Origin of the sequence: Shewanella sp. UCD-KL12 (genome assembly GCF_001957125.1) — a bacterium.
In the GTDB taxonomy this organism is placed as follows: domain Bacteria; phylum Pseudomonadota; class Gammaproteobacteria; order Enterobacterales; family Shewanellaceae; genus Shewanella.
This window is the reverse complement of record NZ_MPHJ01000010.1, coordinates 1-15898: the sequence shown is the minus strand read 5'-3', so window position 1 is coordinate 15898 and position 15898 is coordinate 1. Positions and strand designations below refer to the sequence as shown.

The window sequence follows — 15898 nt, the reverse complement described above, 5'->3', positions numbered from 1 at the left end:
AAAAAAGGCACTTAAATTTAAGTACCTTAAAGTCTATTTTGAAGGAGACGCTGAGTGCTCTATCTGTGTTATACCGTTCGGTATTAGCATGTCATTATAAGCTTTCTGCCCCAGCAATGACCATAGCTTTGATCTGCTCTACAATCTCACTCTCTATTTGCGCGTCGTAGCTTTGCACTTTAGGGGTATGTATATGCCCGACTGGGATAGCGCTATTGAATTGTTGCTGCAGTAAAATAGCTCGGTAGGAGATCTCATTTGAGAGATAGCCTCCACCAGAGCCTTCCACAGAGGTCTCGCTTTGTAGCTGAGTTAATGATGAAGCGTCAAACTGGCCTTTCGCTAAAGTTGTGACGCTGTGATTATCGTTAACCTTCCATTTCGAGACGGCTTCTGGAGTCGACTGCATGGCGGTAACAGGCAGTGAAAACTCAACAAACTCTGGGCCATTCAAGGTTTTCCCATTGAACTTGGGGGCGATGGGCTTCTCTTTATTGGCACCGGTTAATACATTCAAGTTATCAGGAGCTGCAGCGCTTCGGTTTCGGCCAGGAAAGCGTTCGAGATCGAAATCATCCCGTCCCATGCTAACCGTGAAAATCATATCTAAGCTATTTTCACGATAAAAAGGTGTGAGTAGTGACTCTATAATTCCTTGCTCGAAGTCGGCGAAACGCACCGGGATCATGACTGTTTGGACTTGCGCTTTTTTGCCGTTTACAGAAAATTGATATCCATCTAAAGCGAGCGCAGCTAAACCTGATGGGTTACTTTGATCTATGTGGCGATCGAGGAAGAAAGGGTCAAAGCCTGTGAGCAGTATTTTGATTGCAACATCGTCATCAAAGCTGATGTTACTAAACCCACGAGAGGACTTTTCAACGGCGCTGAGGTTGATGTTACGTTGCCAAGGTGCGATTTTAAACGCCGGAGCTTGCTCTTTTAATAGGGTTTTCATCGCTAAACGGCCCCAGTAAAGTGGGCGATCATCTTGCCCACCTGATTGGACGTCTCTGACAGCTTGCTGCCACAGCCTTTCTCCTTGTCTAGCAACCATTTGAGTCATCAGGAGTTCATCTGTTTGCTCACTATATTGGCTGGCGAGACTATCAACTAAAGCTTGATACCGTCCAACCACTTGTGGCATGGCTTGAGCTGCAGCATCAATTCGTGCTTCTTCAATATCGAGTTCTATCTTGGCAACTGCCGCTGTGCTGGCCATAGTGCCAGTGAGAAGTCCTGCAATGGCAAGCGCTAAACAGGGTTTAGTCATGGCTCGTTCCTTCAATCGGGTAAAAGTATATGAGCCAATTATCGATGTTATTCTTGTTAAGTCATTATCAACTCAATGAGTTGAATACCAATAGGTATAATAACTGGCTATCAGTTTGAATTTATTATAGTCAACGCCTGAGTATGCACGACATTTGTGTGCAAATAAAGTGTCTGAACTCTAGTGCTTTAAGGTGAGGGGCTGCGGTTTAGGCATAAGTTTCAAGCGACAAGTAACTTCGCTTTCTTCAAGTTTCATATTTTTAAGCTGTGATTTATCACTTACAGCTTTCTTCGCTCTATCTTGAACTTATCACTGCTTTTAAGTCTACATTCTCAGTGATTCAATCGATTCATGGCTACTGAATCTTTTAGTGAAGAAATCTAAAAAGACACTGATATTCGTCGCTAGCTGTCTGCGGCTAGAATATACGCCATAGACTTTGAATGCTTCGATAGGCCACTCTTGTAGGATGGGCACTAAGGTGCCGCTGGCTAGCTCGTTCTTACATACAGAGTTAGAGAGCATGGCAATGCCAAAATCATCCATGGCGAGTTTTTTTACCATGATTGCACTGTTAACGCGGACTTTTCGTTGAAATGACACCATGGTCTTTTTTGCCCCTTTGCCAAGAGGCCAGATAGGCGCTGAACGAGAGGTCCCTAACAGTATGCCACTGTGTTCGATTAGTGCCTGTGGTGTAGCTGGTGTGCCATTAGTTTTTAAATACCCTGGGCTTGCTACTAAGATAGGCTGGCGCTCAAAGAGTAAGCGAGCAACTAAATCAGAAGATTGCAGCGGCCCATACTTAATCGCAATATCATATCCTTCACCCACTAGACCCACTTCGCTGTCAGTAAATTGAATATCTAATTCTACATTAGGGTATAGACGCATGAAGCTGCTGCAGAGGTTGGCGATGATCTCTTGGCTAAAAGATACAGGTATCGCTACTCTTAATGAGCCTGACACATCATTATGGGTGTTTTCTATGGTTGCTTTAGCGGCTTCAATTTCATCGCGGATACTGGTGCAGTGCTGATAAAAGAGCGCACCAACCTGAGTGAGACTCAAATTTCGAGTATCTCGCTGCAAAAGACGTACACCAAGTTGCTCTTCGAGCTGAGCAACCTTACGACTTATGGTTGATTTTGGCATGCCTGTTTCGCGGGCTGCTTGGGAGAAGCCTTTGGCTCTAACTACCGCCGCAAACAGCATCATACCGTTAAGATCTGGCATGTTTTTATCACTGTCTCAAAAATGGAACAAAGCGTCTACCCTAGTTTAATGGTATTTGACGCCGTAACAAAGTTATATTTACTCGCTAAAAATTTTAGAGGCTAAGCAGAGGATCAATGATGACCAGCAACAATCAGCCCACAAACAAGACTCAGGCTCAATCTGCCGACCCGCTTTTTCTTAAAGCAGAGCATCTGGCACAAGACTTTTCGCTGTTCCCTGAACACAGCAAGCAGAGCCTAGCCGAGGAGATTAAAGGTCTTATCGGTGAGGATGCAATCCAATCAAATCTAAAAGAGCTAGAGCAGCTTGATGTCGATGGCTATGTCACTAAGGTGATTCAACCGACATTAGATAAAAACCGCGCCGGCGCAAAGCGCATGATTGCCGATCTTAAAGGCAAGCTAATTTCTGAAAACCATCAAGGGCCTTTTTATAGTGCCGAGATCGAACTGAACTTCGGTACTCGTACTCGCCGTATTGGTTTTGTTGCACAAGAAAGAACAACAAATAACGGTGCTTGGATGCCTGAGCATCACTTAGCGGCGTGTAAGGCTATTCGTCAGTACGCTGAACTGTCTATGCCGATTATCTACCTTATTGACACTCCTGGTGCTGATGCAGGTGAAATTGCTAACAGCCAAAACCAGGCACATAGCATCTCTAAAGCGATTGCTGAGAGTGCTAATGTTGATGTACCTACAGTCGGTATTGTTATCGGTGCTGGTTATTCAGGTGGTGCGATTCCATTGGCTGCAGCGAACATCTTGCTGTCGCTACGTGATGGTATCTTTAATACCATTCAACCACAGGGTCTTCAGAGCATTGCTCGTAAGTACAACTTGTCTTGGCAAGAGTGTGCTAAATCTGTGGGTGTTTCTCCTGAAGAGCTATACACCTCAGGCTGTATCGACGGTATTGTCGATTTCTCTCCTTCTGATAAAGATGAGCGTCAGCACAACTTGCGCCGCGCGATCATCAGCAGTATCGAAGCAGTTGAAAACGCAGCGATTCAGTTCGTTAGAGAATCAGAGGATCTGCGTGAGCATTATGACCGCAGTCTGACTCGTTTCTTAAGCCCGTCTAAGAATCTTGAAGCGCTAGAGCATCATGCAGAACTTGCGGTTGCCAATAACCCAACCATGCACCTTAACTTGTTTGGTAGCTCATACCGTTACTTGCGTTACCTAACGCTGCGTAGCCGTATCCAGTCTATCTCACAAGACCAGTATGGTCGCCTGTCTAAGGTGAGCGTACCTGAAGGCGACTTGCTTGCACGTATTCAGCAAGAGCAAGATCGCGTTTTCCAGTCTTGGTTATCAAGCCCTGATAAACTGGTTTACGACGAAGAGCTAAACAAGCTTTGGGGTAACTTCACCGCTAAACGTGATGATATTTCTACTGAGCGTAACATGCTGACTCGTCTTATCTTAGGTGAGCCAAAAGAGAACTATAAGAAGGCCCGTAAGGCGCTTATTTTCAATATTAGTTGGTCTTTATTCCATCGCTGGAAAGGTAATGCAGAGAACAACTTCAAGGGCTTAATCCAGTACCTTGAGACCCTTCCATCAGAAGTGACTCAAGCAGATTGGCCTGAACTGAATAAGTTAACTGTTCTTGATGTGGTTGTTCATGATGAACTTCGTGAAGACTTTATCTGGCAGTGTCATAACATTCTTGTCTTCAATGCACTTTATGATAACGTCGTTGGTAATTTAGCGTCTATTGCTAAAGAAGCTATGATGTCTAAGAGCCTATCTCGTGCTTCAGTGGATAACTTGCTTCATAGCTCTATTGACCGCGCACTCTCGACTCAAGATGTAGCTAACGATAAGAACAAGTTCTACAAGTGGCTTAAGTACTTCATGGGTCAGTCTAATCGCGCTGAACTGCTAACTAAGACTGAGCAGTGGAAGAGTGTTGGTTTCCCACAGTTAAACGATAGCTTGTTCGTTATTTTGACCTACTTCTTCGAGCGTCTACTGCCTGAATACTTCGATAGTGAAGAGGAAAGTGGCGAGTACACAGGGGCGATTAACCCTGTGCGTATCGGTCGTCGTAAAGATTTCTGGAACCGCCTCACCATGGGCTACCAAGATCTATTGATCCAGAAGGTACTGCGTGATGAAAAGCGTGCCGGTAAGATGGGCTGGGAAAGTGTTATCGGTAAGTTCTTCACCGATTTCGATGAGATCAATGCCGACAAGATGTCTGCTAACCTGCTTAACTTCCCAGGCTTCCGCCTCTCAATTGAAGATGCACTAGACAAAGGCATTCGCCCTTGTGGTCTTATTACAGGTATGGCTGACTTTGAGCAAAATGGTCAGCAGATGCGTGTGGGTGTTGCTGTATCAAACACGGCTTTCCAGGCTGGTGCCTTCGATATGGCTAGTGCTGAGAAATTCAGTTCACTATTGATTGAGTGTGCTAAACGTAAGTTGCCAGTTATCTGCTTTATTAGCTCAGGTGGTATGCAGACTAAAGAGGGTGCAGCCGCACTATTCTCAATGGCTGTGGTTAACGACCGTATTACTCGCTTCATCCGTGATAACGAGTTACCTGTACTGATGTTTGGTTATGGTGATTGTACTGGTGGAGCACAGGCAAGTTTTGTGACTCACCCATTAGTACAGACCTACTACCTGTCTGGTACAAATATGCCATTTGCGGGTCAGATGGTTGTTCCGGCTTACTTGCCGTCTACAGCGACTCTGTCTAACTACTTGTCGAAAGTACCAGGTGCGATGAATGCCTTGGTAAGCAACCCATTCAGCACAACGATTGATGACCAGTTAGCGAGTATCGATCCTTTGATGCCTAAGCCTACTGCTCAAATTGAAGATGTGATTGGCAATGCGCTTTCAACTTTAGTACCTGAGATGATGGTTGCTGATGAAAAGATTGTTCAGGATGATCCTCGTGAGTTGATGAAACCCATTAACAAGGTACTTGTTCATGCGCGTGGTTGTACTGCAGTTAAGCTAATTCGTAAGGCTCATGATAACGATATTAATGTCGTTCTTGTTGCTTCAGATCCGGATATGACCTCAGTACCTGCCGATATGCTTAAAGGCAAAGATAAGCTGGTTTGTATTGGTGGTAACACCTCTGATGAAAGTTACCTCAACGCATACTCTGTACTTAAAGTTGCTGAGTATGAAAATGTTGATGCACTTCATCCAGGTATTGGTTTCCTATCAGAAAGCCCACAGTTTGCAGCACTTTGTGTAAACAACGGCGTAAACTTCGTTGGCCCAAGTGTTCACTCGATGACGACTATGGGTAACAAGTCGAATGCGATTAAGACCTCACAGGCAAATGGTGTTCCAGTAGTACCAGGCAGCCACGGGATCTTAAGCAACGCTGAGCAAGCTGTGAACGTTGCTAACGAAATTGGTTACCCTGTTCTGCTTAAAGCTGTACAAGGTGGTGGCGGTAAAGGTATTCAGGTTGTTGAACGTCCAGGCGATATGATCAGCTTGTTCCAGCAAACCTCTACCGAAGCGGCAGCCGCATTTGGTAATGGCGATCTCTATCTTGAGAAGTATGTGACTTCACTGCGTCACATTGAAGTTCAGTTACTGCGTGATAAGTTTGGTAATACCAAAGTATTGGGTATTCGTGACTGTTCGGTTCAGCGTAACAACCAGAAGGTGATTGAAGAGTCTGGTTCTACTATGCTGCCAGCAGAGTTAAAAGAGAAGGTGCTGCAATATACACTCGATCTTGGTAATGCTACTGATTACATGGGCGCCGGTACGGTTGAATTTATCTATAACTTAGATGCGAATGAAGTCTACTTTATGGAGATGAATACGCGTCTACAGGTTGAGCATCCGGTGACAGAAGCGACATCATGTATCGATATCGTCAGTGCTGGTTTTGATATCGCCGCTGGTCGTTCAATTGATAAGCTAGAGCCGCAAGACAAAGGCTATGCGATTGAAGTGCGTGTAACGGCTGAGAAGGCTGCACTTGATAGTAATGGTGTGCTGCAGCTGCTACCACATCCAGGTATGATCACCGAATATGTGATGCCTGAGCGTGACGATGTTGAGATCATCTCTATTGCTGGCGAAGGTAAAGAAGTTTCACCTTACTACGATAGCTTAATCGCGCAAATTATTTGCCGTGGCGAGAGCCGTGAAGATGTGATTAATAAGCTGCACGATTACCTTGCTAATCAAGTGACCATTAAAGGCATTGCGACTAACATTCCGTTATTAACGCGTATTTTGAAAGATGGCACGTTTAACGAAGGTGTTTACGATACTAACTATCTACCACGTCTTATGGCTGAGCTTGATGTCCCTGAGCTGATTGCCGAAATGGAAGCGGCAGCTGAAACTGTTGGTGTAGATACTGCGTCACTACGTGTTGGTGAGAGTAACGAGCTGAAAGTAATGGCACAAGGTGCAGGTATCTTCTATACCTCTCCAGCGCCAGGTGAAGCTGACTTTGTTAAAGAAGGCGACATAGTTACTGCGGATCAGACTTTAGCGCTTACAGAAGCGATGAAGATGTTCTCACAGCTAAATCTTGCTGGCTATAACCGTAAAGACGCTGTGCTGTACCCTGAAGATAAGAAATACCGTATTGAGCGTATTCTTAATAGTAATGGGCAGCAGGTCTCGCAAGGTGATCTACTGTTTGTGGTATCACCTGTAGAGAGCTAACGCTTTAAGGTGCATTAGATACACTTTAGTTGAGTTCAAAATGATAATCCCCATCACACTCGATGGGGATTTTTTTATTTCTTCCCCTAGTAATATTACTTTATCTAATCTTATCGGACCCAAATCCCACAGCTTTTCTTGCTAACTTATTGAAAGTTAAGGTAAGTGTTGCATTAGAATTTATACCTTTGTGATTTGAATAAATGGGTGTAATTTTCGTTTTTTCTAATCCTATTTATTGAAGTAAAAAATAGATGACTAATAAAATCATTGTTGGCAGTGAAGAGTGGTGCTCTTTACCGGGGCTAGGTATCAAGGCGGTTAAGGCTCGTGTTGACTCTGGGGCTGCAACATCCTCAATACACGCGATCAATATTACGACCTTTAAGCGTAATGGCTGTACTTGGGTAAGCTATGAAGTACACCCAATTCAGGGGAGTCGTAAGGTGACCCTGCATTGTGAGTCCAAGCTTATCGATCGTCGTGTGATCAAAAGTTCAAACGGTGAAACTGAAAGGCGTTATGTCATCAGAGAGGTGATGCAACTTGGCGAGCAAAGCTGGGATGTGGATCTGACGTTAACCAACCGCGCGAATATGGGGTTTAGAATGCTATTAGGCCGAGAGGCCATGGGACAAAGGATTTTAGTTGATCCTTCAGCTAACTATAATTTCGGTGAGCTCAGTGAAGATGATGTTCACCAGCTTTATGGCAGTGCGGAAGTTGAGAAAAGTGGACTAAAGATTGGGCTCTTAGCGAGTAATCCGAACCTTTATAGTAATCGTCGAATTATGGAGGCCGGGCAGCAGCGTGGTCACGAAATGTTTTTCTATAACGTTCAGCAGTGTTATATGAAGCTTGACGCCTCTGAGCCTGAAGTGCATTACCGTGGTGGAAAGATCTTAAATGATCTCGATGCCGTGATCCCGAGGATCCGTCCAAGTATGACCTTTTATGGTTGTGCTTTGACCCGCCACTTCGAAAGCTTAGGTGTGATGGCGCTAAACAACTCGGAAGCGATCACTCAGTCACGAGATAAGTTGTTCTCGCTGCAGTTGCTGCAGAAGAATAATTTGGATATCCCGACGAGTGGTTTTGCTAATTCGCCAGCCGACACGACAGATCTGATTGATATGGTTGGTGGTGCGCCGCTGATTGTGAAGTTACTTGAAGGAACTCAAGGAAAAGGCGTGGTATTGGCCGAGACACGAAAAGCGGCAGAGAGCGTGATAAACGCGTTTAAATCACTTAAAGCTAACTTGCTTGTTCAGGAGTTTATTAAAGAAGCACAAGGTAAAGACCTGCGTTGTTTTGTTATCGACGGCAAGATAGTTGCCTCAATAGAGCGTACTGCTGCACCTGGCGAGTTTAGGGCTAATATCCACCAAGGGGGTACAGCATCGATTGTGCAGATAACGCCTGAAGAGCGTAAGCTTGCGATAAAGGCTGCCAAAACGATGGGATTACAGGTTGCAGGTGTAGATATCATACGGTCGAGCAAGGGACCTTTACTGCTGGAGATTAACTCATCTCCTGGGCTTGAGGGGATTGAGGCTGCTACAGGCATCGATGTCGCTGCCGCTATGATTGACTCAATAGAGAAGAAGCTGGGTTGGAAGCGCAGCGAGAAAACTGAGACTCCTGAGTAATTTCAATTTTCGGGGCTAGAGACCTAGCCCCGATTCTTTTAGCTATTTACTTATCAATTCAATTTTATCGAGTGTCATTATTAGGTTTATTACCGGGATTATATTGCTGATTTAGAGTGTTTTGTTCTACTTTTAAAGGGGGCCACTTATTGATGCCTTTAAGAGTAAAGCCTGTTATGACAGCGGATAGAGCAGATAAGCAATGTAGTTATATCTCAGATCACCCTTTTTACTTAGCTTGCCAATGGTTAGGTTGGGGCTTGTTTGTTTTTTTGATGACAACGCTAGTTTCTTTAAAATCCTTGGCATCAGAAACAGAGCCTACAGCGTCGGCATTTAACTTCTCATTGAGTGGTTTCGGCACGCTTGGGGTTGTGCATAATTCAAGTGATGAACTCTATTTTCATCGTGATTTTACAATGCCAGCTGATGGCAGCGACTTCTCATTTAAAACCGATAGCCTGCTTGGTCTACAACTCAATGCTGAATTGGCTTCACACTTAGATGGCGTTGCTCAAGTTGTGATTAAGGATCGTGTTAGCAGTGATGCCATTGACAGTGTCGAGCTATTTTTCTTGCGGTACCGCCCACATAGAGACTGGGCACTGCGTGCTGGTAGAACTAGCGTCGATTTTTATCTTTTATCTGAGTATCGCAATGTAAGTTATGCCTACCTTTGGTCTAGGCCCATTCCTGAGTTTTACGCATTAACTAGCTCTATAGCCAGAATCGATGGTGTTGATGCTGCATATACTTTTAGTCTTGGTCAGGGATATTTGGAGAGTAAATTAGCTTATGGTCAGGCTCAATCTGTACTCGATGGTGGTGGATATCGATTCGGTATAGATCTAGAGGAGTTGCTGGTTTTTACCAATACTTTTACTCAAGATCCTTGGTTAGTAAAATTAGCGATATCCACTTCAAAAATCTCTGCTCTGGACTTTATCACTAACGAGTTGGTGACAGCGCTCGATGAGATACCTGAGACGATTTGGCCAGATGCTACTCGCCTAGCGAATGCAACTGAGGGAGTTGGTCAAAGAGTGAGTTATTACACTTTAGGGACTCAATATGACCATAATCAATGGATACTTCAGTCAGAGCTTGGCTATACCGATTCTGAGTGGGGCTTGCTGCAATCATTTTATAATGGTTATGTCAGTGTAGGCTACCGTATTGATGAAGTTACGCTTTTTGGCGTTGTAGCCCATATTGAAAATAATGAAGATCCCAAGACTGGCAAACTTCCACAACTTCATTCCCAGCTTCCTCCTGAGATAGGCCTCTACATACAAGGCTTACATCATCTCACGTTAGAAGCATTAAACTCGACACGAGTGAAGCAAACGACATACTCGATTGGCGCTAGGTGGGACCTCTATCCAAATACTGCGATTAAGTTGCAATGGGATCATAGCCAAGTCGATCAGCGAGGAGCAGGACTCTGGACTAAGCCTGAAGTTATCGAGCAGGACCAGAGCGTTAACTTATTCTCACTTAATTTTAGTTTTGTCTTTAGCTTATGAGATTGGCTCTCGCGTTTCTTATCCTGACGGGGCTGACACCATTAAGTGCTAACTCCGAGGTTTTAGTCGTGGTTAATCAAAATAGTAGTGTTGAGTCACTGACTAAAAGTGAAGTCGTGGATATTTTTATGGGGCGTTTTAGCACCTTTCCAAATGGCGAGAAAGTTAAGGTGTTTGATTTGGCACCAAAATCTAAGCTGAAGAGTGAATTTTACGCCAAACTTGTTAACCGCACTGAGGCGCAAATTGACGCTTACTGGGCACGGCTACTATTTTCTGGGCGAAGTTCACCACCAGAAAAAACCAACTCATCAGCCCAATTAATTAATGAGTTACTCAGCACAAGTCATGGCATAGGCTATATTTCTAGTCAGGATCTCACTGACAGATTAAAAGTGGTGTATCGATTTGAGGCGTTTTAGTCATAAGCTCTATTTCAAACTTGCTCTTGCTATCGCTTTGAGCGCGACCTTAGTGGCTTTGATGAGCTCTTACTTCTTCTATTTTGGCGAAGTGCAGCGTAATCGACTCGATTCTATGGAGCATGTAAATCAGCTTTCTAGGACGGTTGAGAAAACGGCATCGATTGCTGTGTATGTTCAAGACTCAGAGTTAGCCAGTGAGATCATAGAGGGGATCGCTGTTAATGATGTGGTCTCTGAAGCGCAGCTGATCAGTGAGCCTGGTTTTTCGGTTTACTCTGGAAGGGCCTCACTCGTTGATAGGGAAGGGGTGTCGACACTGGTGCTTTATCATCCCTTTTCCGAATATGAGGTCATTGGTCAGCTAAAAATACTGCCCAACGCAGCATTCATCAATCAAAATGCCAAGAAGGCAGCAGTGAATCAAGCGCAGATGCTGGCGTTGCTCATTGTGATCACAGCCCTATTGGTATCCTTTATCGTGCATAAAGCACTGACCTCTCCCCTCAATAAGATCACTAATCGGTTTGAAGAGGTGAAACCGGGTGAGGACATTCGATTAACTGTACCTCGATTCCATCAAAAAGATGAGATAGGTAGTTTAGTCAATGGCATTAATACGCTAGTGACATCTCTTAATCAATCCATCGATTCCGAGCGTAGTTTAAGAGAAAAAACTGAGGTGTTAGAGAAGAAGTTCAGGCTTATCTTCGAGCAGGCAAGTGCTGGAATTTGCCTCATAGACAGAGACAATAGGCTGGTTACTGCCAATCCAGCATTTGAACGCATAATTTATAAATCACGTTCAATTGTAGACTCTAACGGGTTAAAGCTGACGGATTGGTTTTATAACCAGCCACAACTTGAAAGCTTTCTAACCGATATCAGGCAGAGTAAGAATTTAGATACCGTAGCATTAGATCTCAAGATGAAAACCTTAGCGGGTAAGCCAGATTGTTGGGTTCATTGCCTTTTTTCTAAGGTGCTGGATGATGAGCAGGTGAGTAATTTGATGATAGAGGTGTTGATGTATGATGTGACTGAGCGAACTGAGCGAGAGATTAACACCCGTTTTGAAGCTGATCATGATGCACTTACCCACCTTAAAAACAGAAGGGCCGGACGTCGAGATCTGCTTGAGCTTTTTGAACGGGCAAAAGAGAGTGACAAGATTGCTGTGATCATGAATATCGATCTCGATAACTTTAAAGTGATTAATGATGTTTATGGCCATGAACCGGGCGATATTGTGCTTATCGAAGTGGGTAGGCGAATGATGGCAGTATTTAGAAATGACGATCTTTGTATTCGCTGGGGGGGCGATGAGTTTATTGTTGGTTGCTACTTTGATAGCAATCAATTTAAAGAGCGTATCTTGCCCGCGATTGAAAAGTTAGCAAGTGAGCTGAGAGACTCTCTACATCAAAATGTGACCTTGCCATCAGGGGATTCTATTGAGGTGGGCGCGAGTATCGGAATAGCTATCTATCCTCATCATGGCCAAAATCTAGAGTCGGTGCTGTCTGCAGCAGACAAGGCGATGTACTATTCAAAGAGTGAAGGAAGAGACAGATACAGCATCTTCAGTGAGGCTACTCATGGAGCAGAAGAGTGAAGATGCTATGTGGTTTTACAGATAGTGATGACTTAGCTGGAGTGTGCCTAAGGTCTCTTTAGTACTATTTACACCTATATATACCTGCGCTCTATACCTGCGTTTTAGTTCAGTAGCTCATGGTCTTCAGGTAGCTGTCTGCTAATCCATAGTACTAACTTGTGTTTCATATTAGGTCCGTCCTCTTTGTCGAGTGCAAGAGGCTGGATGAGTTTATCGGTGACTAATAGACGGTAGATACATTCGACCTTATCTTTGGGTGAGATCCCCTTACCAAAATCGTCAAACCCACGCTTTTTGGCGTAACCTACACCAATTTCCATGGCCAGTTTTAGTAGTTGTGTATCGTGTTTACCTTGCTTCATATGAGCTCCCTCAAAAGGTTATATCCACAAATTACCTGAATTGAATAAGATAGCAAGGCTAGGCTTCACGATCCTTACTAATCAGTACTGGTATCAGTTCAAAAGCCGCTATCTGTTTCGATGGATATCATCACGTAGGCTTGAGCGAAGGCGTGCCACTGTTATATCAATAAATAGCTGCATACCATGTTTGTTAGCCGTAATGACTAGCCCTGCTTTCGGTATTGCAGTGGAGATTTTTTGTACCAACGCTTAAAAGCACGGGTGAAGTTGCTTGGGTCTTTAAAGCCTAATCGGAAGGATATCTCGATAATGGCAAGTTCAGATTCTAAGATATAGGTAAGGGCTAATCGCTTGCGGATCAGGTCTAGCTGATCACTGAATGTGGTGTTTTCCAACTTGAGTTTTCGCTGTAAGTTGCGGCTACTCATATGAAAAACTTTAGCTATGGCTTCGCGATCTGGATTACCTAAACTCATTGAAATAACAATCTCTTTAGCAACTTTACTACTAAATGATTGGCTGGACAGTCGGTTTAAATACTCCTCTATTGCAGCATCGTTCCTGATGGCCAGCTCTCTATTGGCTGATGGAAATGGGGTGTTTAGTGACTCATTGCTAAAGTAGATACGATTGCTGTCCGCATTAAAATGTATTGGACAGGAGAAAAGTGACTCAAAGGGAGTGACATCAGCGGGTGAGGGGCGTTCAAGCTCTAGTCTTACGGGCTTTATTTGGCCGTGACTAACCTGCAAAGGCATAAGGTAACTTGTCGCCATAAAGGCATCTATAGCTTCAAAGGCATAGTGATTTTCGGCTAATCGATTAAAGCAAAGTGCAGACTCTAGCTCACCTTCGACTATCTCCATCTCAAGCACATTACTGATAATTTCATAATATCGCTTAATTCTGATCCATGCATCGGCCAAAGACTCACTGACTAATAGTGAGAAACTAAGTGCATTAAAGCTCGTTGGTTGAACAAAGTTTGCCACTTTTAGCCCTATAGACTCATCTCCACAAGCGGTCACCGCTAACGCCCATAACTGTGTCACTTGGCTGGTGGGAATACGGCCATTGGGGTCTTGTAGTAACTCGGGGTTAATACCTAACTGTTGCAGTAGTGCTTTACTATCGACATCGTAACTATCTATGGTGCGGCATATGGCTAATGCCCAAGAAGAGAGGGTTGTTGGCTCTGTAGTGAGCTGTATATTGTCCTGAAAAGTCATAAATTAGTCTCGACCCAACCATTATTACTCTCTTTGATAAGCTAGGTTACAAATAAAAGGGGATACTCACAAACCAAAGTGATGAATTTATAAGCATGGAGAGTAGCTTAACTTATTAAGACTTAAGCAGTAAATCACCTTTTTAAAAACTATAAATATAAAACAAAGTTTAAGGGAGATGGTATGCATAATGAAGGTTTAGCTAAGGCTAAGACTAGTTTAAAGAAAGTGGGGCTTGGATTACTATGCTCTTCAGTCGTGATGCTAACGGGGTGCAATGACGATGATCACGATAACAGTGATGAGCTCGTTGTGGAGGAGCCAAAGCAGGTGACTCCAAGCCCATGCTTTTGGGTTGGCCCATATAATGTGGAGCATCCAGATAGAAACTTTGCCTACCCAGACACAGGCGCAAACTACTGGCATGCCGGATACATATTACCAGCAGGAGCAAAATTAAAGCTAAATGGTGAGTATCCTTATGCAAGGTATATCTCAATAAACAGTTATCGTGCGGATACATCTCCTGCATCGGCATTAACCGATAATGATATTGAGCCGGATGCGGGCTCTGTAAATCCTTACAGGCAAGGTGCTGAGCGACAGGGCGTTGCAAGAGATTTCACCATTGAACTGGCTAATGGCGAACCTGATGGAGATATTCCTGTAAATACTCTTTATGACCACGCTGAGCCTAGCGCAAAATCTACGTTAATTTATCGTGTTTATGTTGCTGATGAGGGAAGCGATGAATTTGGCAATGTTGCACTACCAGCTGTTGAGCTGACTTTAGATACCGGAGAGGTACTTGTGGGTGAGCAAGCTTGTAGTGCTCTACAGGTTGATACTCAGAACTTGGCTATTCCTTTAATACCCGCTGAGACTTATCAGCAGGTTAGATCTAACCCTGCAGTGCAACCTGCGCGAAACCCAGCTGTTTGGCGAGCGGCTTACAATGGCACATTCGGTTTTCAGTGTGCTTTCTTAGGGCGCTGCGACGGTACGCCTGAAAGACAAGTCACTTATTATGCTAATGCTGATAACCAGTATGTCAGTACATTTTTAAATAATGAGTTTGGTGCGGTAGCTGTGACACGAGGTAAGCTACCCTTCGTCCCCAAAACGCTTGCTTCTGAGGCTATTTTTGATGAAAGTGACAGCCAGTTAAGGTATTGGTCAATCTGTCAAAATGAATATTACTCTCAGATGGTTACCGACTGTATTTATGATGAGCAGTTGACGGTGGATGAAGAGGGTTACTACACGGTAGTCACGAGTTTATTGGATGATAAACCCCTTAATGCTACCAATGAGTGCGGTTACAACTATCTGCCTTGGACGGAAAAAGGAGATGGTTTTGGGCGCATGGTCGAGGGGGGGGAGAATCGATTAAATGAGGCATTACTGATAGTCAGAAATATGCTGCCAAAAGAGGATTTTCACCAAGCGATTCAGAATACTGCAGTGCCAGGTGATGAATACGCTGTCATGGGAGCATATTTACCAACGACAGAATATATGAGCCGGACTGACTTTGAAGGTTTAGGTTGCTCGCAATAGGAAATTAATAGCGTGAGAGCAATAAAAAAACCACCTTAATAGGTTAATGCTATTCGGATAAGCACTACTGCTTATATTTAAGTGGATAGCGGCTGGGTATATAGAGCACTGAACGTGGATATGTTCGGTGCTTTCTTTTATCTGGAAGGATAAAGTGTTTTATATCGGCCCGCATTTGCTTCAGCTTAGCTGGCAACTTCCCATCAGGTGATAAAGCAAGCCATCTTAATTGAGTGTCTATCAAGCTTATCGCTGCGGTAAAGCTAATACGGGTGGGTGCAACTTTGGCTTCTTTTGCTATCGCTACCATTTCTAAGCGAACCAGATTATAAGCGATAAGC

At 44.0% G+C, this 15898-nt stretch carries 10 protein-coding genes and 2 pseudogenes; 7 read left to right on the top strand and 5 right to left on the bottom strand.

What is annotated here, in order from left to right; translation table 11 throughout:
- Positions 1–94 precede the first annotated feature (94 nt).
- Positions 95–1273, bottom strand: a complete 1179-nt coding sequence (locus BM736_RS16725; RefSeq protein ID WP_076414261.1) for a hypothetical protein — start codon at positions 1271–1273, stop codon at positions 95–97.
- Positions 1274–1600: 327 nt separating this feature from the next.
- The gene (locus BM736_RS16720; protein WP_076414259.1) at positions 1601–2512 is read right to left on the bottom strand and encodes a LysR family transcriptional regulator; all 912 of its coding nucleotides are present in this window, start codon (positions 2510–2512) and stop codon (positions 1601–1603) included.
- A 119-nt stretch (positions 2513–2631) separates the two neighbouring features.
- Between BM736_RS16720 and BM736_RS16715 the strand changes: the two genes are divergently transcribed.
- The 6 genes and pseudogenes from BM736_RS16715 (at position 2632) to BM736_RS16695 (ending at position 12400) form a co-directional block, all read left to right on the top strand.
- A complete protein-coding gene (locus BM736_RS16715; RefSeq protein WP_076414442.1) occupies positions 2632–7188 on the top strand; it encodes a biotin carboxylase N-terminal domain-containing protein in 4557 nt (1518 codons plus the stop codon).
- 254 nt (positions 7189–7442) lie between these two features.
- A pseudogene (locus tag BM736_RS25445) lies at positions 7443–7844 on the top strand (ATP-dependent zinc protease); the annotation flags it as partial.
- Positions 7845–7931: 87 nt separating this feature from the next.
- A complete protein-coding gene (gene rimK, locus BM736_RS25440; protein ID WP_256717947.1) occupies positions 7932–8837 on the top strand; it encodes a 30S ribosomal protein S6--L-glutamate ligase in 906 nt (301 codons plus the stop codon).
- Between the two features lie 152 nt (positions 8838–8989).
- Positions 8990–10363 carry a hypothetical protein gene (locus BM736_RS16705; protein ID WP_256717935.1) on the top strand — a complete coding sequence of 458 codons (1374 nt, stop codon included), beginning with the start codon at positions 8990–8992 and terminating at the stop codon, positions 10361–10363.
- On the top strand, positions 10360–10785 hold the full coding sequence (locus tag BM736_RS16700; RefSeq protein ID WP_076414255.1) for a hypothetical protein: 426 nt from the start codon (positions 10360–10362) through the stop codon (positions 10783–10785). The genes BM736_RS16705 and BM736_RS16700 overlap by 4 nt, the downstream gene beginning before the upstream one ends.
- Positions 10772–12400, top strand: coding sequence for a diguanylate cyclase domain-containing protein (locus BM736_RS16695; protein ID WP_076414253.1), 1629 nt, complete (start codon positions 10772–10774; stop codon positions 12398–12400). The genes BM736_RS16700 and BM736_RS16695 overlap by 14 nt, the downstream gene beginning before the upstream one ends.
- 104 nt (positions 12401–12504) lie before the next feature.
- Here BM736_RS16695 and BM736_RS16690 read toward each other — a convergent pair whose 3' ends face one another.
- Together BM736_RS16690 and BM736_RS16685 are read right to left on the bottom strand one after the other, a co-directional pair.
- Positions 12505–12765, bottom strand: a complete 261-nt coding sequence (locus BM736_RS16690; RefSeq protein WP_076414252.1) for a DUF5062 family protein — start codon at positions 12763–12765, stop codon at positions 12505–12507.
- 206 nt (positions 12766–12971) lie between these two features.
- On the bottom strand, positions 12972–13997 hold the full coding sequence (locus tag BM736_RS16685; RefSeq protein ID WP_076414250.1) for an AraC family transcriptional regulator: 1026 nt from the start codon (positions 13995–13997) through the stop codon (positions 12972–12974).
- Between the two features lie 183 nt (positions 13998–14180).
- On the opposite strand from BM736_RS16685, the gene BM736_RS16680 reads away from it, so the two are divergent.
- Positions 14181–15557, top strand: a complete 1377-nt coding sequence (locus BM736_RS16680) for a hypothetical protein (RefSeq protein WP_076414248.1) — start codon at positions 14181–14183, stop codon at positions 15555–15557.
- Positions 15558–15621: 64 nt separating this feature from the next.
- On the opposite strand, the pseudogene BM736_RS16675 reads toward BM736_RS16680, so the two are convergent.
- Positions 15622–15898 (bottom strand): annotated as a pseudogene (locus BM736_RS16675) (IS4 family transposase); the annotation flags it as partial.

Excerpts from the sequence above, each read along its gene's own strand:
- BM736_RS16725 (WP_076414261.1), bottom strand. The coding sequence starts at position 1,273 with ATGACTAAACCCTGTTTAGCGCTTGCCATTGCAGGACTTCTCACTGGC.
- BM736_RS16720 (WP_076414259.1), bottom strand. The coding sequence starts at position 2,512 with ATGCCAGATCTTAACGGTATGATGCTGTTTGCGGCGGTAGTTAGAGCC.
- BM736_RS16715 (WP_076414442.1), top strand. The coding sequence starts at position 2,632 with ATGACCAGCAACAATCAGCCCACAAACAAGACTCAGGCTCAATCTGCC.
- BM736_RS16705 (WP_256717935.1), top strand. The coding sequence starts at position 8,990 with ATGCCTTTAAGAGTAAAGCCTGTTATGACAGCGGATAGAGCAGATAAG.
- BM736_RS16700 (WP_076414255.1), top strand. The coding sequence starts at position 10,360 with ATGAGATTGGCTCTCGCGTTTCTTATCCTGACGGGGCTGACACCATTA.
- BM736_RS16690 (WP_076414252.1), bottom strand. The coding sequence starts at position 12,765 with ATGAAGCAAGGTAAACACGATACACAACTACTAAAACTGGCCATGGAA.
- BM736_RS16685 (WP_076414250.1), bottom strand. The coding sequence starts at position 13,997 with ATGACTTTTCAGGACAATATACAGCTCACTACAGAGCCAACAACCCTC.
- BM736_RS16680 (WP_076414248.1), top strand. The coding sequence starts at position 14,181 with ATGCATAATGAAGGTTTAGCTAAGGCTAAGACTAGTTTAAAGAAAGTG.